We start from the raw sequence: 23,795 nt of genomic DNA, 5'->3' as shown, positions 1-23,795 counted from the left end.
CCCCCACTTTAACAAATCTAACTCCCGCACCCAAAATAACCCAATCTGACACCCCCATTTCTGTAGCAGAGGTTGTAGCAGGATTTGGACTCAATGAATTAGCATTGCGGGAGTCTATTCCCGAACTGGCCGATTATCTCGATTGGGCCGAAGCGAGTGGGTTGCAGGTGCGGTTTGTAAATGATGATGAAGGCGAAGGAGTAGGGCATAGTTTACCTAATCAACAAATCACCATTAACCGCAATGCGGCGGTATTAAGAGGTGATCCGCTGGTTTTAGTTCAAACCTTGGTGCACGAAATAGTGCATCATCAAACACAAATGGAATGGAGTAATTTGAAAGGAGATGCGTTACTGGAACGAATACAAGAATTAGCCCCCGATGTCACATCCCTGGAAGTGTTTTGGGCGAATAGCGATTTGCAAAAAGCCTTCTTTGTAGAGTCCCAATTACAATCCGAACTCGCCGCCTACGAAGCCGACATGCGCATGGCCGCCCAGTTAGAACGTTTTCGCCATCCGGGCACAACACTGAGTGCCACATTGCCTGATGGCAGAACCGTAAGTATTACCTCGCAAGATTTCCTAAGCGATCCCGATGCGGCAAGAGCCAATCTTGCTACCTGGCTTATGAATCATCAATTTACCAACGAAGGCCACACCGTCACGTACCAGCAGTATTACGAAACCATGTTTGATGGGTGGATGAGGTATTCACGGGACAGTGGAACTGTTGCTGCTCCAACTTCGATGGCTAATTTGATGGCGGCTCCACCTCAATCACCTGAATACAAAGGTATTGGTATAGGTTCAAGTAATAGGCCAGGGGTTCATGTTGCAGATGATGGTTCTTATGTGGTGATGGATGGGAATTTTGGTGATTATACTTTTACGAGCGACAATGGACAAATAAGTGCTTATGGCGTTACGAATTTAGGTATACCTAAAAGTAGTAAGCAATTTACGGAAGACGGTTTGGCCATTATAAAAGTAAGGGATAATAATGTTGACGGTGGTGAACTTGTTTATCAAATATCCATCGATGGCATGGGAGGTACACCCCAGGCTCATCAGGCCATGCAAGCTACTTTGGCGTATTTAACCATGCTATTACAGGCAGGCGAAAGTGTAGAGGAAGCCTTGGCAGGCACGCAAAAAATTTTAAAGGATGATGGATATACAGGTAGCATAGCCTTGGGCATTGATCGTTTAACTCCGCAGCCCAATGGAACTGTGTTGTTGGAAACCTGGACTTATGGCGATGTGCGCGGTGTGGTGTTTAGGCCAGGAGAGGGCGAAGTATTTAGAACGCACGATGCCAGTTTGGTGCAATTTTTAAGGGATATGCAGGCAAATAATATTGCACCAAATATGGTTACCCATACAAACATCCAAGAGTGGGTACAGCAGCATTATCCTGGCGATACGGCAATGGAGAATAGAATGAAAAAAATGATGGAGAATGCCAGAAGAAGATATACCCCTGTTATTCCCTCGGTTGAAAACGATTTTGATCAAGGGAAACACCCTTTGGGATATGTTGTGCTTACTTCCTTTGGAGCTAATAGTCTTGGCCGGCCCTATTACCAAAAGTTTATAATGCAACCCGGCGATCGTTACGTGCGTGGTAGTGATGGTTTGTGGGATAATGCCACAGCCTCCGATGTAGAGAGTTTGGTTACTGATAGATTGCAGGGGGACGCAGGTGTTACTTTAAATGATGTTGTTATGGAGAACATGCAAAACGGCGATTTACAGGCCAGGCCTGATAATTACCATTTTATTCTTACTGATGTGGCTGCTTTGCCCTCAACGCCATAATCATTATTCGGGCAGCCCCTATGAAGTGGAAGCGCTTTTTGCCCAGTGGCGGGCGGGGTATGATGCGGGGCCGCAGTGAGGCAGTGTTTGAATATTTTTATTTTTTCTCTTGAAATTTGTAATGGTATCCATTACACTATAACCAAGTGATTGTTTCTTTTAAACATGGCGGGTTGGAAGATTTGTTTCATAAAGGACGTTCCAAGCGGATTGATCATAAACTTGTAAAACGTATTTGTTATTTGCTTGATATTCTGTCTGCTGCAACAAGGCCAGAAGACATGCGTTCTACTCCTGGTATTCATCTGCATCGTCTTAAAGGCATGCGGAAAAATGAATGGGCTATTTCGGTTAATGGGCCATGGAGGATCACGTTTGAATTTAAAGAAGGCCATGCCCACAGTGTTAATTTGGAACAATATCATTAAAAGGAGATACTTATGATCCCTAAATTCAGAAGGCCCACACATCCGGGAGAAATCATCAAAGAGATGTATTTAAAACCTCTAGGTATTACGCAGGAAAAATTTGCCAAAGCCTTGGGAATCTCCAGGCCACGGGCCAATGAGCTGGTTAATACCTGGCGCTCTGTTACCCCCGATACGGCCATCCGTTTAAGCAAAGCTTTTAAAACCTCACCTGAATATTGGCTGAACATGCAAGCCGCCGTGGATCTTTTTGATGCTCAAAAACGGCATCGTTATAAAAATATTCGCCCGTTATTAGCCGCCTAAAAATGGAAGTGGTCTATTTTTAAACTAGTTAATCGCGCAAAACACACTTCCCAATAAAGCCAGAAAAAATTTACTTGTGGCTCTGAGAGGGTGAAGTGGAAGTATCTCCAGTGTCAGATACACCTGAAACACTATGAGAAATGCTGTTAAAACTCTATTTTCTCACCAGTTTCCAGGACAAGCCTTTTAAATTCCGATGTAATGCTGTTCAAATCTATTACATCCACACGGATAAGGAGATTGGATGCTTCAAAGGCATCCTTTAAGGCAGAGTGTTCTTTGAGAGTAAGAGGTTTCCCCGCATCCACGGCAATATCCAAGTCGGAGTGAGGCTTCACAGGTCCGTTCACACGGGAGCCAAAAATAACAATTTTCGCTTGTTGCACAAGATTGCCTTATTAAGGTTTTCAAGGGCTTGGCTTAAAGAGGAGAAGTCCAGTTTTTTATCCACTTGAGTCATAAGAAAAACTAACAAATAACATTTTAAAACGCAATTCCAAACCCACTCATCTCTTTTTCAATAATTTTGGCCCAACCTTTATTGGCTTTGGGCGAAGCAGGGGAGGGATGACAAATACTGAAGGTGGAAATACCCGTATTTTTAAGGCTAGCCTCGGCTCTTTGATGAGCAAACTGTCCCACACCAATCACCGCTTTGGGTTTTAAAAAACGAATTTGCTCTCTTAAGGCTTCGTCACACAATTCGAGAAGAGCCTCTCTTTCGGAAGCAGGCAGTTGATTAGGGGTTCTGTTTTTAGCAGAGGCTTCCATAAAAACGAGGGGGCAATAATTAACAACGAAAAAACGCGAAAAAAATTTATCAGGCGTTTTGTAGCGCTCTTTGGCCCAACCCCATAAACGCTTGCCACTCACTTCGGAACGTTGACAACTAAAACCTTCGATAGGTCTTTTGGGATGCTCATCTTTGGGTTTTCCTACAGCAGCGTTTATTTTAAGCCAATTTTTAACCAAATCCATTTCTCCAAACGGAACCCCATTCTGCGCCATACCCCACGGCCCTGGGTTCATCCCCAATAAAATATAGGGCACATTTTCACGCGCGTATTTTTGAAGATACTGGGCATACGACTCCCACGCATAATCCAATGGGTTATACACATGCGTCACCGGAGAGGAAAACGTGAGTTTACCAACTTGTTTGGAAAGTTTTTGGGAAATATCGAGGAGAGTTTGCATAAAAAAAGGGGCATCCTAGGATGCCCCTTTGAGCTTTATTTCGATTCCTCGAACTCTGCATCTACCACATCATCATCTTTCTTTTTGCCTTCGGCAGCCGGTTCGTTGGCGGCATCGCCAGGGGCTTTAGCTTCGGCATCAGCGGCTTGCTTGTACATGATCTCACCAATTTTAAAGCTGGCTTGCTGTAGAGCATCCAAATTGGTTTTAATGCTGTCGGCATCGCCACTTTCGATGGCTTTTTTGGTGGCTTCTAAGGCGTCTTCGATCTTTTTTACATCGTCGGCACCCAGTTTATCTTTGTGTTCCTTTAGATTTTTTTCAACCTCATGCACCATGGTATCAGCACGGTTTTTTGTTTCAATTTCTTCACGTTTCTTTTTATCTTCGCTTTCATGCTCTTTGGCATCTTTCACCATGCGGTTAATTTCATCTTCCGATAAACCGGAGGAGGCCGTGATGGTTATTTTTTGTTCTTTACCAGTGGCTTTATCTTTAGCGCTCACGTGCACAATACCGTTGGCATCAATATCAAAAGTAACTTCTACCTGAGGCACACCACGAGGAGCCGAGGGAATACCATCTAAATGGAAGCGGCCCAAGGTGCGGTTACCACCGGCCATTTCGCGTTCGCCCTGCAATACATGCACTTCTACGCTAGTTTGGTTATCGGCCGCGGTAGAAAAAACCTGCGACTTTTTAGTAGGGATGGTGGTGTTGCGTTCAATCAGCTTAGTCATCACGCCACCCAAGGTTTCAATACCTAAAGAAAGCGGGGTAACGTCTAGCAGAAGCATGTCTTTCACTTCGCCTGTTAATACACCGCCTTGTACGGCAGCACCGGCAGCTACTACTTCGTCGGGGTTTACGCCCATGTGGGGTTCTTTCCCAAAAAACTTTTTCACTTCTTCGCGAATACGCGGCATGCGTGTTTGACCACCCACTAAAACCACTTCTACAATGTCGGAAGGTTTTTTGCCGGCATCAGCCAAACATTTTTTAACAGGTTCAAACGACTTAAGGATGAGGCTTTCGCAAATGCTTTCAAGCTTTGCGCGGGTCATTTTAATGTTTAAGTGCTTGGGGCCACTGGCATCGGCAGTTAAGAAGGGCAGGTTAATTTCGGTTTCTAGAGCGCTGGAGAGCTCAATTTTGGCTTTTTCGGCAGCTTCTTTAAGACGTTGAAGCACCATTTTATCTTTAGAAACATCAATACCCTGATCTTTTTTGAATTCGGCAATAAGATAGTTAATCAGCAATTGGTCAATATTATCACCACCCAAATGTGTATCGCCGTTGGTGGCAACCACTTCAACCACGTTTTCGCCTACTTCCAGCACCGATATATCAAAGGTACCACCACCAAAATCGTATACGGCAATGAGTTCATCTTTCTTTTTATCTAAACCATAGGCAAGGGAAGCGGCGGTAGGTTCATTGACAATACGCAACACATTAAGACCGGCAATTTTACCAGCGTCTTTTGTGGCTTGACGTTGAGCATCATTGAAATAGGCGGGTACGGTGATAACGGCATCATTTACCTTTTCGCCCAAATAATCTTCTGCGGCACTCTTTAATTTTTGCAATACTTTGGCCGAAATTTCGGGAGGGGTATATTGCTTTCCGGTAATATTCACAACTACATCATTATTTCCCTTTGTTTCTACTTTATAGGGAACCATTTTGCTTTCTTCGCCAACTTCATTAAACTGGCGGCCCATAAAGCGCTTAATGGAGTAAATAGTATTTTCGGGATTGGTGATTGCCTGACGCTTTGCCGCCTGACCCACCAAGACTTCACCGTCTTTGGTAAAGGCCACAACCGATGGGGTGGTACGGGCGCCTTCCTGGTTAGGGATAATTTTGGGTTCAGAACCTTCCATCACGGCTACTACTGAATTGGTTGTTCCAAGATCGATACCGATTACTTTTGATTTTTTAGACATATTTTTGTTCCTTTTATTAATTTTTAAAGCCACTCTATGGGCTAATGTGGCTAAACTAGGGCAGTTTTTACTAATGTCAAGCTTTTGCCCTAAAAAATTACAAAAATTTAACCTTGGATAATTGACAAAAGCTAAAAAGTCTATAAGTAATGGGAATTCTTTAGTATCTGACAAATCAAATTGATTCATTTTTGCATCAATTTGTTTGATCAGAGACTTATCCCGTTTATCGGGATGAGAAATACCCTGTAAATCATACGTCTATGAAACGTGATTATTACGAAATTTTAGGCATTACTCGAACTGTACAGGAAATTGAAATTAAAAAAGCTTATCGCCAAAAAGCGATGGAGTTTCATCCCGATAAAAATCCTGGAAATAAAGAAGCAGAAGAAAAATTTAAAGAAGCCTCCGAAGCTTACGAAGTGCTATCAGACCCTCAAAAACGGCAAATTTACGACCAATACGGCCATAACGGATTGAGTGGTACCGGTTTTCATGGCTTTTCGGGTGTAGACGATATTTTTAGCTCGTTTGGAGATATTTTTGAAGATTTTTTTGGTGCTCGTGGAGGGCGTCAGGGTGGCAATAGAACCAGAGCGCGTCGTGGTGCCGATGTACGCTACGACATGGAGATTGAATTTTTAGAAGCCTGTTTTGGTACCGAAAAGAATATCAATCTCTCGAAAAGCATTACCTGTATTGAATGTGAGGGCAATGGTTCCGAAAAAGGCACCTCGCCCGAATTATGTCGTCAATGTGGTGGTGCTGGGCAAGTACGGCACTCACAAGGTTTTTTTACGATTAGCTCCACATGCCCGGCCTGCAGAGGCGAAGGTACCCGCATTACACATCCCTGTAAAGAATGTCGCGGAGCAGGAGCAATCAAGCAATCCAAAAAGCTCAATATTAAAATTCCGGCCGGCATCGATAATGGGATACGTTTAATGGTTCATGGAGAAGGCGAGGCTGGTGAAAAGGGTGGGCCTCCGGGTGACTTATATGTTTTTGTACAGGTAAAAGAGCACGATACGTTTGAACGGGAAGAAAATAACATTTACAGCTCTCTGTCTATAGATATGGCTTTGGCAGCCCTTGGCACTACCCTTACAGTTCCTACAATTCATGGAGAGGAAGAAGTTACAATTCCGCCAGGCACTCAGCCTGGAACCCAAATTACTTTAACCCATAAAGGCGTAGCCGATTTACGTTCCAAAAAAATGGGCGATCATGTTTTAAAAATTGATGTGAGTATTCCCAAAAAATTAACAGCAGAACAAAAAAACATTCTTCAGGAATTCGCGAAAACAACCGGATCTTCTTTGGAGAAAGCACCTGAGACGGGCAAAAAAAAGAAGAAGGGATTGTTTTCATGAATAAATAAATCATGAGCCAATCGTTAGAAGCGTTAAGCCAGGAAGTAGTACAAAAAAGAAAACAAATTGACCAAGCCTTGCACGAGGTTGAAAAGGTTATTGTAGGCCAGCGCTATCTTATTGAACGGCTCTTTATGGGCCTTATAACCGGTGGCCATGTGCTGGTAGAAGGCGTACCCGGACTTGCCAAAACAACGGCTGTTAAAACCGCAGCCCAGGTTATTCATGCAAGTTTTAAACGTATCCAATTTACACCCGATTTGCTTCCAGCCGATATTTTAGGAACTCAAATTTATAATCCCAAAGAGCAGCAATTTTATATTAAAAAGGGACCGCTCTTTCATCAAATTATTCTGGCCGACGAAATTAATCGTGCGCCTGCCAAAGTACAAAGTGCTCTTTTAGAGGCTATGCAAGAACGCCAGGTAACCATTGGCGACGAAACATTTTTATTACCCGATCCTTTTATTGTTTTAGCCACGCAAAATCCAATTGAACAAGAAGGTACTTATCCGCTTCCAGAAGCGCAGGTAGACCGCTTTATGCTAAAGCTTAAAGTAGAATATCCTACACGTGAAGAAGAGGCGCTAATTATGGACAGGTTTTCTCGACCACAAAGCCCTGTTATTGATCCTGTTATTTCTCCACATGATATTTCGGAAATGAAGAAAACAGTTGGGAAAATATATATAGATCCTAAAATAAACGATTACATTATTCGTCTTATTTTTGCCACGCGGGAACCTAAAAACTTAAATTTGGGATTAGAAAGACTCATTCAGTTTGGTGCTTCACCGCGTGCTTCTATCTTTTTAAATATGGCGGCACGTGCCCATGCATTTTTAGATGGCCGTGCTTATGTGGTGCCTCAAGATGTAAAAACCATGGCCTACGATGTATTGCGTCACCGCTTACTGTTAACATTTGAGGCCGATGCCGAAATGATGACAAGCGATCAAGTGTTGGAAAAAATTCTTGAAAATGTGGATGTACCCTAAACACTATGCTGTCTCCCGAATTATTAAGCCAAATTCGCCATATTTATATTCGCGGACGCCACTTGGCCAGCGAGGTTTTTACCGGCGAGTACGAATCGGCTTTTAAAGGGCGTGGTATTGAGTTTGAAGAAGTGCGCGAATACGTTCCTGGCGACGAGGTTCGTTTTATTGACTGGAATGTTTCGGCCCGCATGGGAAAACCCTATCTTAAAGTATTTAAGGAAGAGAGAGAACAAACACTCATTCTTTTGGTTGATGTTTCTAAAAGCAATCTTTTTGGCACATCTCAAAAACTAAAAAATGAAGCGATATCGGAGCTTGCTTCCATTTTGGCTTTTGCTGCCATTCAAAGTAACGATAAAGTAGGGCTGGTACTGTTTTCGGATGAGGTTGAGAAATTTATCCCACCCAAAAAGGGGCGGTCGCATGTGTGGCATATATTATCCGAAATTTTGTCATTTAAACCAAAAAACAAAGGTACAAATATTAATAAAGCCCTTCTTTTTGCCGACCGGGTAATGACCCGTAGCTCTATTTTTATCATGATTTCCGATTTTTTGGGTGATTACGATACTAAAGTATTGCGCCGCTGTGCGGGCAGGCATGATGTAGTATGCCTCAATTTAAATGATCCGGCCGAAGAAAAATTACCTCATCATGGTCTTTTTTTATTTCAAGACCAAGAAACTGGACATGTATTGGAAATAGACCTCAGTTCTAAAAAAAATAGAGACGCGTATGCTGAAATTCATCAGAAAAGAAAAAATGACTGGATATACAGCATGCGTCAAAGCGGTATCGATCATTTAGTACTCACCACCGATACCGATTATATAAAAGCTCTAGTAAAGCTTTTTCATCAGCGGGAGGCGCGTTTTAAATGAACGATTTGCCTCAAAACGCAATGGAGATGAAGGATATTCTACCTCCAGAAGATTTAATTTCTACCTCAATGCCAATATGGATATGGTTGTTAGTTGCTTTACTTTTATTAGTAATCGTTTTTTATCTCTTTAAAAATATTCATAAAAAAATAAAAGCTAAAACAATGAGCACCGAAGAAAATATTCTTCAAAGTATTCCTCTTTATAAAAAAGGCCTCGTAGAGGGCAGTGTTTCTTTAAAAGAGGCGTATTTTTTTCTTTCACAATCACTAAAGCAATTTTTAGAGGAACAATCTCATTTTCATGCAACCGACATGACCTCTCAAGAAATTGAAAAATTTTTTAAGAGCACAAGCAACTTAACAGCGCCTTTAAAGCAAGAACTAACGATTTTTTTACATTATGCCGATGGAATTAAATTTGCTGGCATAAAGCATGCTCCAGAATCCTTTGAAGGGGATAGCCAACTCTTACTTCGTTTTATAAAAGACATAAAAAATGAAACAACAGGAGGTCAGTCATGATTCCTCATGGTTTTCATTTTGCGTCACCTCTCTTTTTTCTATTTTATCTTGTTTTAGGGCTTTTTCTAGTCAAGCAGTCTTCTTTAAAAACAGGGGCTTTGCCGTTTTCTTCACTCACTCTTTTTGACAGTTTAGATAAAACCCTGCGCCAGCGTTTTTCGTTTATCCCCAACATGCTTTTTATCTTTTCTTTTATTTTAGCTGTAATGGCCTTGGCCAGGCCGCAAATTACCAATCAACTTACCGAAAACTTTACACAAGGCATCGATATTGTTTTAGCTTTAGACACCTCGGGTAGTATGAAGGGTTTAGATTTTGAACTTGATGGAAATGAAGCCACACGCTTGGATGTTGTTAAAAAAGTAGTCGCCGACTTTGTTGATAAAAGGCCATACGATCGCCTTGGGATGGTAGTTTTTGGTGATTACGCTTATACACAATCGCCTCTTACCACCGATGGTGCCACTCTTAAATCTTATTTGTCGCGTATTGAAATTGGTATTGCGGGAGACGGCACTGCTATTGGCAATGCTATTGCTACTGGTGTAAAACGCTTAAAGGATCAGAAAACAAAATCAAAAATTATCATTTTGTTAACTGATGGTAAAAGCAATGCCGGCGAAATTACTCCCGATATGGCCTCACAAATAGCCCATGATTTAGGAATTAAAATTTATACCATTGGGGTAGGGACTATGGGTCCTGTACCTTATTACGAGGATAGTTTGTTTGGAAAAAGAAAAGCTTATGCCGAAATGGATTATGATGAAGAGGCGCTACAAAATATAGCCAAAGCTACCGGAGGACTATCTTTTCATGCCAAAAACACGCAAGAATTAGAAAATATTTATACCGAAATTGATAAATTGGAAAAAACAGAAATTAAAATTAAGCAGTATCAAGAAAGCAAAGAGCTTTATGCCTATTGCTTAATTCCAGCACTCTTTCTGTTTGTAGCCGCTCTCCTGTTATCGCGCACCTATTTTATGAGGGTTACTGCATGACATGGGGAAATATTCATCTTTTGTCACTCTTCTTATTACTTCCTTTAGTAGTGGCGGTGCTTTTATGGGGGCATGGTTATTATCTAAAAGCACGTAATTCATTTTATCCGGAGGCACTCAAGGAAAAATTGGGACTTCAGTTTTCAAAGATTAAACCTATTTTTGATATTCTTATTTCACTCATCATCCTGTTTTTTATTATACTCGCTCTTTTAAGGCCTCAACACGGCTTTGAAGAAATTGATATTACAAAAAAGGGTATCGATTTGTATGTTTTGGTTGATACATCGCGCTCCATGCGTAGTGAAGATATTAAACCAAGTCGTATGGAGAGAGCTAAAAGAAAGCTGAGCGACTTGTTAGAATTTTTGGGAGGCGACCGAATAGGTCTTATTCCTTTTGCCGGTAGTGCTTTTGTATCGTGTCCCCTTACTTCCGATTACGATGCTTATCAGCTTTTTATTAGCGAGCTGGATACCGATACCATTCCTGTTCCGGGCACAAACCTCGAAAAAGCACTAAATTTGGCTATTCAATCGTTTGGGACCGAAGCAGGGCACGCTAAAGCCATTCTTCTTATTACCGATGGAGAACAAACCTATGGAAATATGGGCAATGTTTTTGAAGAACTCCGATCAAAAGAGATTAAATTGTATGTAATGGGAATGGGCACCATAGAGGGAGCACCTATTCCCGATGCCGCAGGTGGTTTTAAAAAAGATGATAAAGGACAGCTCATTTTATCGCGTTTAGAGGAAGAGTCGCTTAAGAAATTAGCATCCGAAGGGAATGGTGCCTATGTGAGAAGTACATCTGCAGAAGATGATATTAAAACTTTAGTAACCAATGGCATCAGGCGTCAGTTAAAAGAAGCAGAATTTGGTTCGAGCACCAAGCGGATACCACACGAATATTTTCAGATTCCACTTTTTATAGCAGTGTTGTTTTTTGCTATTTTTTTAATAAATCGTCGCTTGATAAGGAGTGTATTAGCTGTTTTTTATATTTTTTGCACCATATCAAATGCCAACGCTGCCAGTATTACCGGCAATAATTCGCTTGTTATAGAACAGTATAATGCCGGCACCTCAGCCTACAATAAGCAAGACTACGAAAATGCCAAAAAATATTTTTTAAATGCTCTAAACCAGGCCTCACAAAAGGATTTGCAGGAAAAAATACTCTATAATTTGGGCAATACCCAATACCGCTTACAAGACAATGAGGGCGCCATTCAAAGTTACTCTAAAGTATTAGAAATTAACTCTCAAAATAGAAAAGCGGAGTTAAATAAGGAATTTGTTGAAAAACAGCAACAGGAACAAAAAGACAAGAAAGATGAGGATAAAAAGGAAGAAAAAAACGACAAAGAAAATGAAAACAATAATGACCAAGCTCAAAAGGATGAAAATAAAAATAATGAAAATCAAGCTCAGGAAAATAAAGATGAACAAAATAAAGAAAAGCAAGAAAAGGAAACCAATAATAAAGAAAAGAAAGATGATGAACAAAAATCGTCAGATTTAAATGAAAACAAAAGTCCTGATAAGCAGGATAAGGATAATAAAACCGATGATAAACAAGACCCCAAAACTGTTGAAGAAAAAAATGAAAACCCGCTTGAAGGAAAACCCAATGACTTGCATAATGCAAACTCTAAAGAAATGCCTAATATGACAAAGGACAAGGCTATTTATTGGTTAGAATCCATAGATGACAGCCCCAAAGAAGCAATAAAACAGATGCTGTTAAAAGAAAAGGGTGCCTCAAAAAAGGTAGATAAAGACTGGTGATGAAAAAAAATATATTACTTATTTTGTTGTTAGTCATAAGCCTTCCGGCTTGGGCTGATATTAGCGTTAATCTCTCGGCCGATGCATCGGGAATTACGCTTGAAGATGAGCTTAATGTTACCGTGAGTGTTGAAGGTACCAAAGGTGGGAGCGACCCCAGTTTTCCGGCCATGACTGGTTTTAAAATTGTAGGGTCGGGTACAAGTACCAATTTGCAAATTATTAATGGGAACGTCAATATTTCAAAGCAATACACTTATGTTCTTATTCCACAAACGGAAGGAACATTTATTTTAGGTCCGGTTTCGGTATTTGTAGACGGTAAAGAATTTAAATCGAATGAGCTTACTATTAAAGTGGAACGGCCACAGCAGGGGATGCCACCACAGGCACAGGCCGTTCCCAATCCTCGTTTTCAGCAACCGCCTGGCCAGCCACAACAACCCACTTCTCAAGATAATTTACCCGAAGCTTTAGGAAACGATAAACCATTTTTTATTACTACTGAGGTTACCAATCAGGAACCTTATTTTAATGAAGAAATTATTTATAAATTTAAATTTTACACCTCTATTAATGTTGGCAATGCCACACTCACACTCCCCGATTTTAAGGAATTTTTAGCCGAAGAATTAGTGCCCGAAAAGAAATATTATGAAAATATTGGAAGTAGGCGTTATGTAGTTACCGAAAAAACAATATCGCTTATCCCTATTAAAACTGGCGATATCACTATTGGAGAAACAAGCCTGAGAGTTGAAGTTCCCGATACTTCAATGGGTAGTTTTTTTAACGATCCGTTTTTTAATTTTGGGCATGGAAAAACCAAAAATGTAAAAGCGCTTCCCATTCGTGTTCATGTAAACGATTTGCCGGCGGGCGCCCCCAGCAGCTTTACCAATTTAGTGGGGCACTTTGAAATGGAGAGCGATTTATCACCCTCAAAACTTAAGGAAGGGGAATCGGCAACTCTAACAATTACTTTAAAAGGTCGTGGCAATATTAAAGATGGTGTTTTGCCTAATGATTTAAAAATAGGTTCTGCCAAGGTGTATGCCGATAAACCAGTTGCTGATACTGTAAAAACAGAAGCTGGTTTAAGTGGAAAAAAGGTGTTTAAAATGGCATTGGTGCCGGGAGAAGCTGGCGTATTAACCTTGCCTCCCTTGCAACTTTCCTACTTTGATCCCGAAAAAAGAGAATATGTTACTTTAAATTCTAAAGAGTATTCTTTGGATGTAGAGGCGGGTGCCAAAGAAAATGTGGTAAGTACCTTTAATACCACATCTGGCTCTCCATCATCTGCACCCTCATCCACTCCACTGCCTATTTTTAGGCGCGTAGAAAATGGAGTTCATTCTTTTACTCTTTCATTTACTTTATTTTGGGTGCTCTTTCTTGTTCCTCCAGTTATTCTCTTTTTAAGTTTATTATTTAAAAAACTGCTACAAAGCGGCCGCGGGAAAAAAGGTTACCGCGAAAAAAGGGCACTTCAAAATTTTAATGCCGATTTTTCTAAAGCCAAAAAGAACAACTCGGTTTCCGAGCTTAGCTTGGCTTTAAAACGTTATGCAGGAAGTTTATCGGGCAAACCCGGACTTGCGCTATCGCTTTCCGAAATGGAGAATGTTTTAAGAACACTTCATATTAGCGATGCACTTGTAACTGAAGTAGCAGACCTTTTAAAACGGTTAGATGCTTCATTATATAGTGGCATGACTACCTCAAACGATACTTTATTTGATAAAACACGCGATATGGTAAACAAGATTAATGGTGAATTATGAAAAAAATTATTTTTATTTATCACATTATTCTGGCCACGCTTTTTACTTTCCCACTGTATGCACAGGAAAATAAAAGTAGCTTGGCGGATGCCGAAGAATTATATCTTAAAAATGATTTTCAAGGGGCCTTAAACGCTTATAAAAATTATATTAATAATGAAAAAAAACCTACCGATGACATTTTATTTAACTTGGGAATTTTGGAGGAAATGAGCGGCAATTCCTCCAAAGCCTTGGCTGCTTATACGGGCGCATATTTGCTTAAACCCTCAAATCCTCAAAACCGTAAAATTTTTTTTAGTCATTTAAATAAGCGCGAAGGGGTACAAGACGATCCTTTTTTTAACCTTATCGGACAATTTCGGCCATTATGGCTCATATCCATTCCCGTTCAAATAGCTGGTTTTGTAGTGGCTTGGCTTTTCTTTTGTTTATCTCCTTTATTTATATCTGAATATAAAAAAGTATCCCTTTTACGCTCTATTTCTTTTATTATTAGTCTTCTTGGTTTTATTAGCTTAGGGCTGTATTCATATATTAATGCTCAAAATTGGGCCGTAGTTATTGGTGGTAATGCTCCTGTTTATGCAAATTTTGTGGAAAAAACAAAACCCTTGTATGAATATCCCCAAAACTCCACAATACGCATTGTTTCGGCCTTAAACCCCGAAAAGGGAGATCCTTGGTATCAGGTAAAACTACCTGATGGGTCGCTTGGATGGATGGAATATCAACATTTAATAAAGGTTATGCCATGAACGAATCATATTTTAAATCGCACGATCATCACCGCTTATATTATCAATATGCCGAACCTAAAAAAGACACTAAAGCTGTTCTTATTTTTGTGCATGGTTTAAACGAACATTCGGGTCGTTACCAAAATCCTACTCAGTATTTTACCAAAAAAGGATATGCTGTTTATCTTTTTGATCATCGTGGCCATGGAAAATCGGATGGATTGCGTTCGTATGTAGATAATTTTGAACATTACATAAAGGATATTCACGAATTTGTACAATTTGTAGCTAAGGAAAATAAAGGGACAGGTCTCTTTATAGTAGGGCACAGCCTGGGCGGGCAAATGGTAGCTAATTATGTGGCGCAGTATCCCGAAAAACTATCAGGGTTTGTTATATCCTCGGCCAACATTGAAACAGCCGTCCCTATATCGGCACTTAAAAAGTATTTGGGTAATAAATTGGCCAGTTATTTGCCACGTTTTAAATTAAAGAATGAAATCGATCCATACCTTATCTCGCGCGATGAAGGCGTGGTAAAAGCCTATGTGGCCGATCCTTTGGTATCTAAGCATATTACTCTCAAACTTGCCTCAGAAATTTTAACCAATCAGGAATCAATTTACGAAAAAGCAGCTCAAATTACATTGCCAGCTCTTATTTTGCATGGAGACAAAGATAAAATTTGTGCCTGCGAAGGGAGTGAAAAGTTTGCAGAAAAATTAAAATCGAACGATAAAAAACTGGTGATTTACAAAGGCGCTTATCACGAATTATTTAATGAACTTGATAAAGAAAAAGCTTTTCAGGAAATGGAAAGATTTTTTGAAGCTCATCTTTCACGAGCGCATGCAAGTGACGCTAAACGCGATAAAAATCGGGATAAATAAACAACGCGTTCTTTTTCGCTGCAATTAATAAATCGTTCTTCGTGTGGTTCGTCTAGCTTATGAAGACAAAGGCACGAAAAAAACATGCCCGGGGCGTTCAAACTTTCCCATTCGTTTCTGGTTTCATGAATTCTAAAAAAGCCGCCAATATCGTTTTTACCCACGCCATAAATAACCGGCTCAATAGATTGCCCGGAATACGTATCAATAGTATGAACACCTTCTTGCAATAAAAAATCGGCCACATCTAATTGAACACCTTTGGCAGATAAAAGTTTATTTTTCCCTTTGCGATTTAGTGCCAACACATCTTCACCCGAGAAAACAGGTAATACCCCCATCCCATAAGTGCCGCGGTTATTTTTAAGATAAACAAGCGGTGTATCTTTTATTCCACGTTCATCGTATTTTTGTTTAATAGCTACCAATAACGAATCTACTTTAAATGCCAACTGCTTTAAATGCTCTTCATTTCTCAAATCTACATTTTCGGCTAAATCTGACAATGGAAGAAGCAGCCAGGGATCCAAGTCAAAATGGCTGCAAAACTTTTGGATGATACTGTCCAGTATCATAAAATGTGTACTTTTGCGTCGTTGATGCCATCCTAAATAGGGCGACGGAATAACCGGAATAGAACTATTTTGAATAGCCTCGGGAATGCCCTCCGAAAAATCATTATTAGAAACAACCAGGTCGGGAATAAATCCGTATATCTGTATTTTTCCGTTTTGATTATAAATTTTGTGCAACTGAAGCGTTAAATCGTCTAAATCAACGGTAACTGAGGCTTCGGCTAGAGTATCACCTAGCATGCCAGCTTTACATTCAAAACCGGCATCGTTGATAATTTTTTGAAGCTGATAGACATTTTTTAAATAAAATTTATTGCGTGTATGGTTCTCGGCCAAAAGGATAATTTTTTTAGCTTGGGGATGGTAAGTTTCAAAATAATTTTTAAACGCTAAACATGTGGCTTTTGAAAAAGTATTACACAAATTGTTAAACCCACCCGGAAAAAGATTTGTATCAACAACAGCCATTTTATGGCCCGAATGGCGAATATCACAAGAAAAGTAAAGGGGAGGGGTAAATCCCTTCCATTCAGTTTCAAACCACGCTTCCACATCACCCGCATGATTTTTTAAGATATTTTTAAGTTGTGACAACATTAAATAATCCTATGCTTATCTAAAATCTTAAACCAGCACTTTTTTGTAAATTTTACGTACTTGTTCTCTATGTTCTAAAATCTTAGCCCATAAATCAATGCCGTTCACCAGCCCTATTTGAGGGGCTAGGGCGTTGAGCAATTCACCGTTTTTCTTTAATTGATGTTCACTGCGTTTTAATACAAAACTAATTTTAGATTCGAGTGTGCGGTAAAAGGTATAAGCTTGAGTAAGGTGACGTACTTTGTAGTCTGATAACAAGCCTAATAATTTAATTTCGTCGAGCACTTCAAACGTGTTGGTAGTTTGAAGAGAGTTATAAAGGGCTCCTTGAGTAAGCTGTAAGTACTGAACAATAAATTCAATATCCATAATGCCGCCTAGGCCGCTTTTAAAATTGATGATGGTATCGCTTTCCCGAGCGATTTCTTTTTCAACGCGCATCCTCAAACGATCCATTTCTTCTTTAATGGAGGGGTCATACGCTTGAGAGTACAAAATGGCCCTTAAATTTCCTGTTAGCAAATTCGCTAAACGGCCAGAGCCAAAAAGGGGGCGTGCACGCAAGAGAGCCTGCTTTTCCCAAATTTGCGAGGCTTGCCGTTGATACTCCATAAAGCTAGCAAGACTGGTTACAAGGGTTCCGGCATGGCCGGATGGGCGCAGTTCGGTATCAATTTCGTAACCGGTTCCTGCTCGTGTTTGTACCGAAAGTGTGGTGATAAACTTTTGAATAACGCGGGCAAAAAATTCGGAATTGGCAATACTGTTTTCTCCGGTGGTAGTGCCATTTTCGGAGTAAATAAAAATCATATCTAGGTCGGAAGAATAGTTAATTTCTCTTCCACCAAATTTTCCCATCGCTAATGCAGTAATTTCGGCTGGAAACAATTCTCCCTTATCATTTTTAAAGCAGGGTTTTCCGAAGCGGGCTTCCATCATATATAGGGCAATTTTCATGGCTTCTTCACTGATGGCTTCGGCTAAGACAGAAAGACTTCCCAAAATATCGCGGCGTGAGCTTGTATTTTCTTGTCCTTCAATCTTTTTGACTTCATTTTTTTTGAAATAACGGATGGAATCGAGTAAAAACTCGTAATCGGGAGCTTCACGCAAGTAAGCATGTAAACTAAGGGCATAGGCGGCCTTTTTTCCGGGCGTGCTTTCGGTTTGGTAGAGTGTTTGTGGGGCCTCATTTACAGTCCCAAACAATTCCTCAAAAAGGGTATTGGTTAAATGAGTATGACGTTTTAATTCTTTATTAAAAGTTGAATAAGCCTCATCATCACTTCCTTCAAATCCCATCCTACGTGCTGTTTGCAACATGGTTTTGTCATCCATTTTTAAAAGATGTGTTTGCTCTTCTTCAACAAGCTGAAGGCGATGTTCTAATTTGCGTAAAAAAAGATAAGCCTCCTCTAATTTAAGCGTATCACCTTTAGACATAACATTGTGGGCTGCCAAGGCACGTAAAAGGGGGAGAGTACTTTTAAAACGAATTTCAGGATTTTTACCTCCAAAAAGCATGAGTTGCGATTGGGCAATAAATTCAATTTCACGAATACCACCTACGCCAAGCTTTACATGAAAAGCATCTTTTAACGAGCGCACATGCTCTTCATGTATACGGCGTTTCATGTCTTTCATGTCGGTTAATGTAGAAAGATCGATATGCCTTTTAAAAATAAAGGGGGTTATGTTTTTTAAAAATGTTTGTCCTAATTGTGTATCGCCAGAACCTAAATTGGCTTTTGCAAGCGCTTGCCGCTCCCAATTGCGTCCAAAATTTTCGTAATATTCTTCCATGGCCAATAGTGAATTGGTGAGTGTGCCAGCACGACCTTCAGGACGTAAATCCCAGTCGGTTCTATACAAAAAGCCATTTTCATCTCTTTCTACCAGTTTTTTGGTAAGATTTTGTAAATGTTTCACAAAAAATTCATGAAGAGTAATAGAGCCGGCCTGACCATCATCGGTCTCATAAAACGGAATTAGATCAATATCGGAACTATAGTTAAGCTCGTGCCCACCTAGTTTGCCCAAAGCTAAAATATGATGAGCGCAGCGATCCCCATTTTTTTGTACGGGAGATCCCCATTTTTTAACGGTTTCGTTAAAGCTCAAAGAGTCTACTTGTTGTAAAATAGTTAAGGCCAATTGGGAGATTTTTGTAAAAATACTTTCCTGACTTTCTCCATTTAAATCGGCCATGGTAAGATGAAGAAGAGCTTGGTATTTATAAAGACGTAGCTCATCTATGGCGGCTGTTGGTAGTGGCGGCAGGGGAGACAAGCGCTCAGGATGCTGGATGAGAAAGCGTGAAAGAAACCGGCTATTCCCAAATATTTTAAGTAGGCCAGGGTAGCTATTAAGAAGGGCTGCGCTAACAGACTCACCTTTTGCTTTGTTATAGGCTGCACTAAAATCCTCCCAGTCGCTTAAAGCGCTATCGGGCTCAGCAGAAAGCTTAAGGATGGATTTTATAGATGAAGATTGCATAGCGGCTTTACGCATAATAGACAATATAACTAATAAAATCAATTATTTATAAAATACATCTAGACTGTCAATATTTTGTCTACTATAATAGTACCGTCATAATTATATCATGAGTGAACTACAATCACATAAAACTGACGCCGATATCCTGATTCTTTCCGATCCGGAATGGGCGCATAAATTAACCACTATGCTGGCCGGACATCATCTCGACATTTTACGCGTAGAGAACGAAGCTCATTTAAACACAATATTAGAAAATCATTCCCCACTCATGATTCTTATTCAGTCTCCTAATACACAGAAAGATATTACACTGCAATTAAAGCACGAAGTAAAGGAGCGCTTACGCGAAAAGGGGACACATATTATTGTTAGCAGCCCCAGTATCGATATTATCAAGACCTGGCGCTCTCTTAATTTACCCAATTTGTATTTTCATCCTACCAAAGCCATTAATAATGAATTGAAAGAACGCATTTTAAACTTCTTGTCCGAATCTCTTTGGATGGAAACGCCCATGGTGGGAATTTGCGGAAGCACCCGATTTTTTATAGAAGAAGCACGCTTTAGACTAAAAAATTTGGGGTTCCGAATTCTACCCATAACACATACAAGCCCCAAGCAGGCCTTAGAATCAACCATCGAACATGATTTACGAGTTGTCTTATGGGAAGAAGATTTTTGCGAACCCACCTGCAACAGGGCTCATATTGAAGAAAATCTTAAAAAGAATTACATCACACCCATTTTTATTAAAGCACAATCACTAGAAAATTCACAAAACGGCGAACCTGAAATTGGGTTAAAACTATCACGCATGAAAGACTGGGTAGGCCTTGTATATCAGGCTTATCCCAATTTTAAACAAGACCACACCTATTGCCGCGATCATTTTAACGGGCTTTATTTACCAGAACTCTTTAACCAGGTTTTAGGCCGTGAAATTACTCTTGCCGAACGACACAAAGACAGTTTTTCTATTTTAAAAATAGGCCTGCAAAACAAAGAGGCTTTACACGAACACTACGGCTTTTTATTTGCCCGTGAACTAGAGGTAAATTTGGGATTGTTTGTAAAAAACCATACCCGTAGCAGTGATATTATTAGCAAGAACGAGGCTGGGGATATTTTAATATTACTGTCACGCACCAAACCCGATAAAGCAACCCTTGTAGGTGAAAGACTACTTCATGGCTTTAAAAAACTCATAGCCTTTATGAGTTCTAACCCCAATACCGTAGCTCCCACTATTCATTACAAATCTTATACATACGGTATAGATTTTACGAATGTAGAAGATATTATGGATGAACTCACTCAAAACATACCTGCGTTTGAGGCTATCAAAAAAATAAAATAATTTTAGGATTTTTGTAAAACCTTAGGATTTTTTCTGGGCGTGTAAAACAGCCGAAACAAGAGGGCTGGTATCCTTCAAAACTTCCAATTTAATTTCACCAACGCCCGTTTGATAAATTCCCACATCTTTAGCGGCGGCAAGCGACAAATCGAGAACCCGGCCTTTTACAAAAGGACCTCTATCATTAATTCTTACCAAGGTGGTTTTATCATTTACAAGATTGGTAACTCTTACATAGGTACCAAAAGGAAGGGTTTTGTGAGCGGCTGTATGGGCATACATATTATAACGTTCGCCATTAGCCGTTCTGCGACCATGAAAGCCCTTACCATACCAGGAAGCACGACCAAAAAGAGTATTCACTACATCGGCACCACCTGCTTTTTGAGACTCATTATTTGCCGACCTAACGCCGTTATAGCCAGAACAAGCCGAAATGAGCACAACCAGGATTACGAGAGGTAGAATTTTACCAAGACCCTTCATATGGGATGGGCGCTAACATGTTCAATATTATACGTCAAACCTTTTCTCCCATCATAAAAGGGGAGTGAAAGGGTGGATTTTTAGATAAAAAAGCTCAATTTTAAACAGAAGATGCCGTATTAAGGTTTAAGGGAGAGATATGGACAAACTGACTGAGTCATTTGAAATCTTGAAGATGTCGGCCAAATTGGAAACAGCCAATTTAGCCGAAATGCACCCTCACGAATTTGGTGATGCTTGGCCTAAATATGCCTCCTTTAAAGACACTGGAGAAAAGACCATGACGGCAGAAGCCTTAAGCCTTCATTTTTTGCAATACGCCTTTTCTGGCTTTGAGCAATGGAGCTTAAAAAATAGAAATTTATCAAATACTTATGTGCAATTCTGTGAATTTTCACATCTTATTAAAAAAGGCCTCGAAAAAGCATTGGAGCAGGTTATGGAATTGATGGACGACTTACCCGATCCGGTGCTGATGGAACTCAAAAAAACCAGCCAAGTTGTTGATGAGCGACTTCTTTTTTGGGCCGACTATTACAAAAGCATTGCATGACATTTAACAATAATGCCGTTAGTATCATGGTGTTATGAATCTTCTATCCGAAACCCTTAAACTAGAACTTATAAAAACGCTTCTTAAGGCTACGGAACAAAAAGGTAATTCAAAGCTAGCATCAGCCTTAAAAAATGCTGAGTCTACCCAACTTTTAATTAGAAATTTAGGTCCTGCAGCAAAAGGAAGTTCAGCACCCCCTCAAAAAACAGAATTGTCTCAGGTAGCCTACGCAACACTTTTAAGTGAAACAGTAGAACCTCTATTGGAGCTTTTAGGACAATCCACCAATTTAAATACTCAGGATAAATCGATCCATACCCGTCAGCTCATTCCACTATTTAAAGAAATTCCTCTCTTAATTGATGATTTTATAAAAATTTGGGACACGCTTAAAAAGAACGCTGCACCTCAAAAAACATACAATCAATTAGTTAGTTTATTTGAAAACTTAAAGTTTAGCTTTATAGGAGACGAGACTCATCCTGTGCCTCCCTCCACTACGGGGCCGATTTTAAATTTGCGGATGGCGGCTAAATTTATTGCCGATGTCTTAGAAGGGGCAACTCCTCCTAAGCTAATCGCAAACAACCCGCAAACACCGCCGCTTTTGAATTTAGAAGAAGCTTTAAGTTTTATTGTTTTTTCACTTGATGAACATAAGGAAAACCCAGAATTCTTTAAGGCCGACCTGATGGGCTATGGAACGGCTTTAAAAGCAGGTCTCGATAGCAAAACTTACATTCAAATGGCTCATCATAGCCACCCCTTAAAAATTGCCAGACTTCTTTTAGCTGCATCAGGTAAAAACTTGAAAAGTTTAATCCTTAACTTAAAAGAAGCAAGCCATGAGCCTGAAAAACTTAAGAAAGTTATCTTTGATTGGAGTAAAAAGTTAGATGTAAAAGACTTACCCGAATTAAAAACTACGGCCAAAAGGAATGCAATGGGTGTATTAGAGATTGCCCCAAGCGATAAAAAAGAAATGCCTGTGGTTTTTATGGATACCGAGGAGGGGGTAATAGCCTCTCAGGCCATCAGCTTTATGGACCCACCTTTTGAAACATTACTGAATGGTCATACTCTAAGTTTAGCAGCCTATCCGCCCGGCTTACATCGCCTTAAAATTAAAATTAACAGAGGCAAAAAACGAGCTCCTGACTTAATGGAACTTTTGTTTCATATTGTAGCCCCCGATAGCGAAGAGGCAGCTCCCGCTCCTGTATCGGCAGAAGAACGCGAGCAAATGGCAAAATATGCCGACATAAGTGATGTAAAACCTATATTTACAGCTGGTAAATTAGAAGTTACTTTAAAAGCACCAACGGTATTATTATTTAGCCAAATTAATGAGGCTAAAACAGCGCCGGCTGCTCTACATATGGAGTTTGGATTTTTATCAGAATTTGTAAGCCCGGCCTTTAAAGCGAGCAGAGAGCATTTTTTAAGCTTTAATGAATCTAAGGAACTGTTGGCTTTTAGAAATAGCCTCAAAGCACTTTCAGAAAATGGCATTGCGGCCTTTAATGACTATAACCAGGCTTTATCTGCCATGATGGATAATCTTAAAAAAATGGTAGCACCTCATCGGGTAAAATCGTTTGAGGAAGCGCGCATTTTTTTACGGGATGAAGTGTTGGCATATTTGATGGGCAAAAAGATTTTTGAAAAGCAGCTAGAAATGAGTGAAGGGGATAAGAGAAGCGAGATTTTAGCCTGTGTTTGTCAAACCGCGGCCAATATTCATTTAGCGTCGCATCAAGTAGGTGATGCTATGGTGCATATGATGGATGCCCGACGTTACGCGGCTAATAAAACAGGTGTAGAACGACGCATGTTGGGCTTTTTTAATGTGTTACGCCAACAAATGGGATTGCCCGAAAAAACATACAAAGAGCTGGATAACTGGGTAGGCAGTGATTATCGGGTTCAACCGGGGCAAAATTATTATACGACATCAAAAGAGTCTGATTTAAGAGCGGATCCTTTAGTAACACATTTTTTAAAAGCTGCCGTTATTGTTTAA

At 40.1% G+C, this 23,795-nt stretch carries 21 protein-coding genes; 15 read left to right on the top strand and 6 right to left on the bottom strand.

Annotated elements, in window-relative coordinates; translation table 11 throughout:
- The 3 genes from K1X76_04205 to K1X76_04195 all read left to right on the top strand — a co-directional run.
- The coding region (locus tag K1X76_04205) for a hypothetical protein (GenBank protein MBX7148263.1) at positions 1-1,820 on the top strand (1,820 nt) is incomplete at its 5' end.
- 146 nt (positions 1,821-1,966) lie between these two features.
- Positions 1,967-2,248 (top strand): type II toxin-antitoxin system RelE/ParE family toxin, encoded by a 282-nt coding sequence (locus tag K1X76_04200; protein ID MBX7148262.1) that lies wholly within the window; start codon positions 1,967-1,969, stop codon positions 2,246-2,248.
- Between the two features lie 6 nt (positions 2,249-2,254).
- A complete protein-coding gene (locus tag K1X76_04195; GenBank protein ID MBX7148261.1) occupies positions 2,255-2,554 on the top strand; it encodes a HigA family addiction module antidote protein in 300 nt (99 codons plus the stop codon).
- 146 nt (positions 2,555-2,700) lie between these two features.
- On the opposite strand, the gene K1X76_04190 is transcribed toward K1X76_04195, so the two are convergent.
- The 3 genes from K1X76_04190 to dnaK form a co-directional block, all read right to left on the bottom strand.
- The gene (locus tag K1X76_04190) at positions 2,701-2,940 is read right to left on the bottom strand and encodes a nucleotidyltransferase domain-containing protein (protein MBX7148260.1); all 240 of its coding nucleotides are present in this window, start codon (positions 2,938-2,940) and stop codon (positions 2,701-2,703) included.
- A gap of 97 nt (positions 2,941-3,037) precedes the next feature.
- On the bottom strand, positions 3,038-3,751 hold the full coding sequence (locus K1X76_04185; GenBank protein ID MBX7148259.1) for a single-stranded DNA-binding protein: 714 nt from the start codon (positions 3,749-3,751) through the stop codon (positions 3,038-3,040).
- 35 nt (positions 3,752-3,786) lie between these two features.
- Positions 3,787-5,700, bottom strand: coding sequence for a molecular chaperone DnaK (gene dnaK, locus K1X76_04180; protein ID MBX7148258.1), 1,914 nt, complete (start codon positions 5,698-5,700; stop codon positions 3,787-3,789).
- A gap of 263 nt (positions 5,701-5,963) precedes the next feature.
- Here dnaK and dnaJ point away from each other — a divergent pair, with 263 nt between their 5' ends.
- From dnaJ to K1X76_04135, 9 genes are read left to right on the top strand one after another with little or no spacing between them, the layout of a single operon-like run.
- Positions 5,964-7,076 (top strand): molecular chaperone DnaJ, encoded by a 1,113-nt coding sequence (dnaJ, locus tag K1X76_04175; protein MBX7148257.1) that lies wholly within the window; start codon positions 5,964-5,966, stop codon positions 7,074-7,076.
- A gap of 11 nt (positions 7,077-7,087) precedes the next feature.
- The gene (locus tag K1X76_04170; GenBank protein MBX7148256.1) at positions 7,088-8,074 is read left to right on the top strand and encodes a MoxR family ATPase; all 987 of its coding nucleotides are present in this window, start codon (positions 7,088-7,090) and stop codon (positions 8,072-8,074) included.
- A gap of 5 nt (positions 8,075-8,079) precedes the next feature.
- Positions 8,080-8,958 (top strand): DUF58 domain-containing protein, encoded by an 879-nt coding sequence (locus K1X76_04165; protein MBX7148255.1) that lies wholly within the window; start codon positions 8,080-8,082, stop codon positions 8,956-8,958.
- Positions 8,955-9,482, top strand: a complete 528-nt coding sequence (locus tag K1X76_04160; GenBank protein MBX7148254.1) for a hypothetical protein — start codon at positions 8,955-8,957, stop codon at positions 9,480-9,482. Before K1X76_04165 ends, K1X76_04160 begins: the two co-directional genes overlap by 4 nt.
- Positions 9,479-10,486 carry a VWA domain-containing protein gene (locus K1X76_04155; GenBank protein MBX7148253.1) on the top strand — a complete coding sequence of 336 codons (1,008 nt, stop codon included), beginning with the start codon at positions 9,479-9,481 and terminating at the stop codon, positions 10,484-10,486. The genes K1X76_04160 and K1X76_04155 overlap by 4 nt, the downstream gene beginning before the upstream one ends.
- The gene (locus K1X76_04150) at positions 10,483-12,279 is read left to right on the top strand and encodes a VWA domain-containing protein (GenBank protein ID MBX7148252.1); all 1,797 of its coding nucleotides are present in this window, start codon (positions 10,483-10,485) and stop codon (positions 12,277-12,279) included. The genes K1X76_04155 and K1X76_04150 overlap by 4 nt, the downstream gene beginning before the upstream one ends.
- The gene (locus tag K1X76_04145; protein ID MBX7148251.1) at positions 12,279-14,066 is read left to right on the top strand and encodes a BatD family protein; all 1,788 of its coding nucleotides are present in this window, start codon (positions 12,279-12,281) and stop codon (positions 14,064-14,066) included. The genes K1X76_04150 and K1X76_04145 overlap by 1 nt, the downstream gene beginning before the upstream one ends.
- Positions 14,063-14,824, top strand: coding sequence for a tetratricopeptide repeat protein (locus K1X76_04140; protein MBX7148250.1), 762 nt, complete (start codon positions 14,063-14,065; stop codon positions 14,822-14,824). The genes K1X76_04145 and K1X76_04140 overlap by 4 nt, the downstream gene beginning before the upstream one ends.
- Entirely contained in the window at positions 14,821-15,696 is an 876-nt protein-coding gene (locus K1X76_04135) for a lysophospholipase (protein ID MBX7148249.1), read from the top strand. Before K1X76_04140 ends, K1X76_04135 begins: the two co-directional genes overlap by 4 nt.
- Here K1X76_04135 and gshA read toward each other — a convergent pair.
- Both gshA and K1X76_04125 read right to left on the bottom strand, forming a co-directional pair.
- Positions 15,639-16,868, bottom strand: a complete 1,230-nt coding sequence (gshA, locus tag K1X76_04130; protein MBX7148248.1) for a glutamate--cysteine ligase — start codon at positions 16,866-16,868, stop codon at positions 15,639-15,641. The two genes, K1X76_04135 and gshA, sit on opposite strands and share 58 nt — an antisense overlap.
- Before the next feature lie 27 nt (positions 16,869-16,895).
- Entirely contained in the window at positions 16,896-19,367 is a 2,472-nt protein-coding gene (locus K1X76_04125) for a hypothetical protein (protein MBX7148247.1), read from the bottom strand.
- A gap of 109 nt (positions 19,368-19,476) precedes the next feature.
- Here K1X76_04125 and K1X76_04120 point away from each other — a divergent pair, with 109 nt between their 5' ends.
- The gene (locus K1X76_04120; protein ID MBX7148246.1) at positions 19,477-20,730 is read left to right on the top strand and encodes a GGDEF domain-containing protein; all 1,254 of its coding nucleotides are present in this window, start codon (positions 19,477-19,479) and stop codon (positions 20,728-20,730) included.
- 21 nt (positions 20,731-20,751) lie between these two features.
- On the opposite strand, the gene K1X76_04115 is transcribed toward K1X76_04120, so the two are convergent.
- The gene (locus K1X76_04115; protein ID MBX7148245.1) at positions 20,752-21,216 is read right to left on the bottom strand and encodes a septal ring lytic transglycosylase RlpA family protein; all 465 of its coding nucleotides are present in this window, start codon (positions 21,214-21,216) and stop codon (positions 20,752-20,754) included.
- Positions 21,217-21,355: 139 nt separating this feature from the next.
- On the opposite strand from K1X76_04115, the gene K1X76_04110 reads away from it, so the two are divergent.
- Together K1X76_04110 and K1X76_04105 are read left to right on the top strand one after the other, a co-directional pair.
- Positions 21,356-21,769 carry a hypothetical protein gene (locus K1X76_04110; protein ID MBX7148244.1) on the top strand — a complete coding sequence of 138 codons (414 nt, stop codon included), beginning with the start codon at positions 21,356-21,358 and terminating at the stop codon, positions 21,767-21,769.
- Between the two features lie 34 nt (positions 21,770-21,803).
- Entirely contained in the window at positions 21,804-23,795 is a 1,992-nt protein-coding gene (locus tag K1X76_04105) for a hypothetical protein (GenBank protein ID MBX7148243.1), read from the top strand.

This window comes from bacterium, assembly GCA_019695305.1.
In the GTDB taxonomy this organism is placed as follows: Bacteria; UBA10199; UBA10199; order UBA10199; family JAIBAG01; genus JAIBAG01.
This window is presented reverse-complemented; position numbering and strand designations above follow the sequence as displayed.

Bases quoted from the DNA above. Each gene is read 5' to 3' on its own strand.
- K1X76_04185 (MBX7148259.1), bottom strand. From the start codon at position 3,751: ATGCAAACTCTCCTCGATATTTCCCAAAAACTTTCCAAACAAGTTGGT.
- dnaK (MBX7148258.1), bottom strand. From the start codon at position 5,700: ATGTCTAAAAAATCAAAAGTAATCGGTATCGATCTTGGAACAACCAAT.
- dnaJ (MBX7148257.1), top strand. From the start codon at position 5,964: ATGAAACGTGATTATTACGAAATTTTAGGCATTACTCGAACTGTACAG.
- K1X76_04170 (MBX7148256.1), top strand. From the start codon at position 7,088: ATGAGCCAATCGTTAGAAGCGTTAAGCCAGGAAGTAGTACAAAAAAGA.
- K1X76_04165 (MBX7148255.1), top strand. From the start codon at position 8,080: ATGCTGTCTCCCGAATTATTAAGCCAAATTCGCCATATTTATATTCGC.
- K1X76_04160 (MBX7148254.1), top strand. From the start codon at position 8,955: ATGAACGATTTGCCTCAAAACGCAATGGAGATGAAGGATATTCTACCT.
- K1X76_04155 (MBX7148253.1), top strand. From the start codon at position 9,479: ATGATTCCTCATGGTTTTCATTTTGCGTCACCTCTCTTTTTTCTATTT.
- K1X76_04150 (MBX7148252.1), top strand. From the start codon at position 10,483: ATGACATGGGGAAATATTCATCTTTTGTCACTCTTCTTATTACTTCCT.
- K1X76_04145 (MBX7148251.1), top strand. From the start codon at position 12,279: ATGAAAAAAAATATATTACTTATTTTGTTGTTAGTCATAAGCCTTCCG.
- K1X76_04140 (MBX7148250.1), top strand. From the start codon at position 14,063: ATGAAAAAAATTATTTTTATTTATCACATTATTCTGGCCACGCTTTTT.
- K1X76_04135 (MBX7148249.1), top strand. From the start codon at position 14,821: ATGAACGAATCATATTTTAAATCGCACGATCATCACCGCTTATATTAT.
- gshA (MBX7148248.1), bottom strand. From the start codon at position 16,868: ATGTTGTCACAACTTAAAAATATCTTAAAAAATCATGCGGGTGATGTG.
- K1X76_04125 (MBX7148247.1), bottom strand. From the start codon at position 19,367: ATGCAATCTTCATCTATAAAATCCATCCTTAAGCTTTCTGCTGAGCCC.
- K1X76_04120 (MBX7148246.1), top strand. From the start codon at position 19,477: ATGAGTGAACTACAATCACATAAAACTGACGCCGATATCCTGATTCTT.
- K1X76_04115 (MBX7148245.1), bottom strand. From the start codon at position 21,216: ATGAAGGGTCTTGGTAAAATTCTACCTCTCGTAATCCTGGTTGTGCTC.
- K1X76_04110 (MBX7148244.1), top strand. From the start codon at position 21,356: ATGGACAAACTGACTGAGTCATTTGAAATCTTGAAGATGTCGGCCAAA.
- K1X76_04105 (MBX7148243.1), top strand. From the start codon at position 21,804: ATGAATCTTCTATCCGAAACCCTTAAACTAGAACTTATAAAAACGCTT.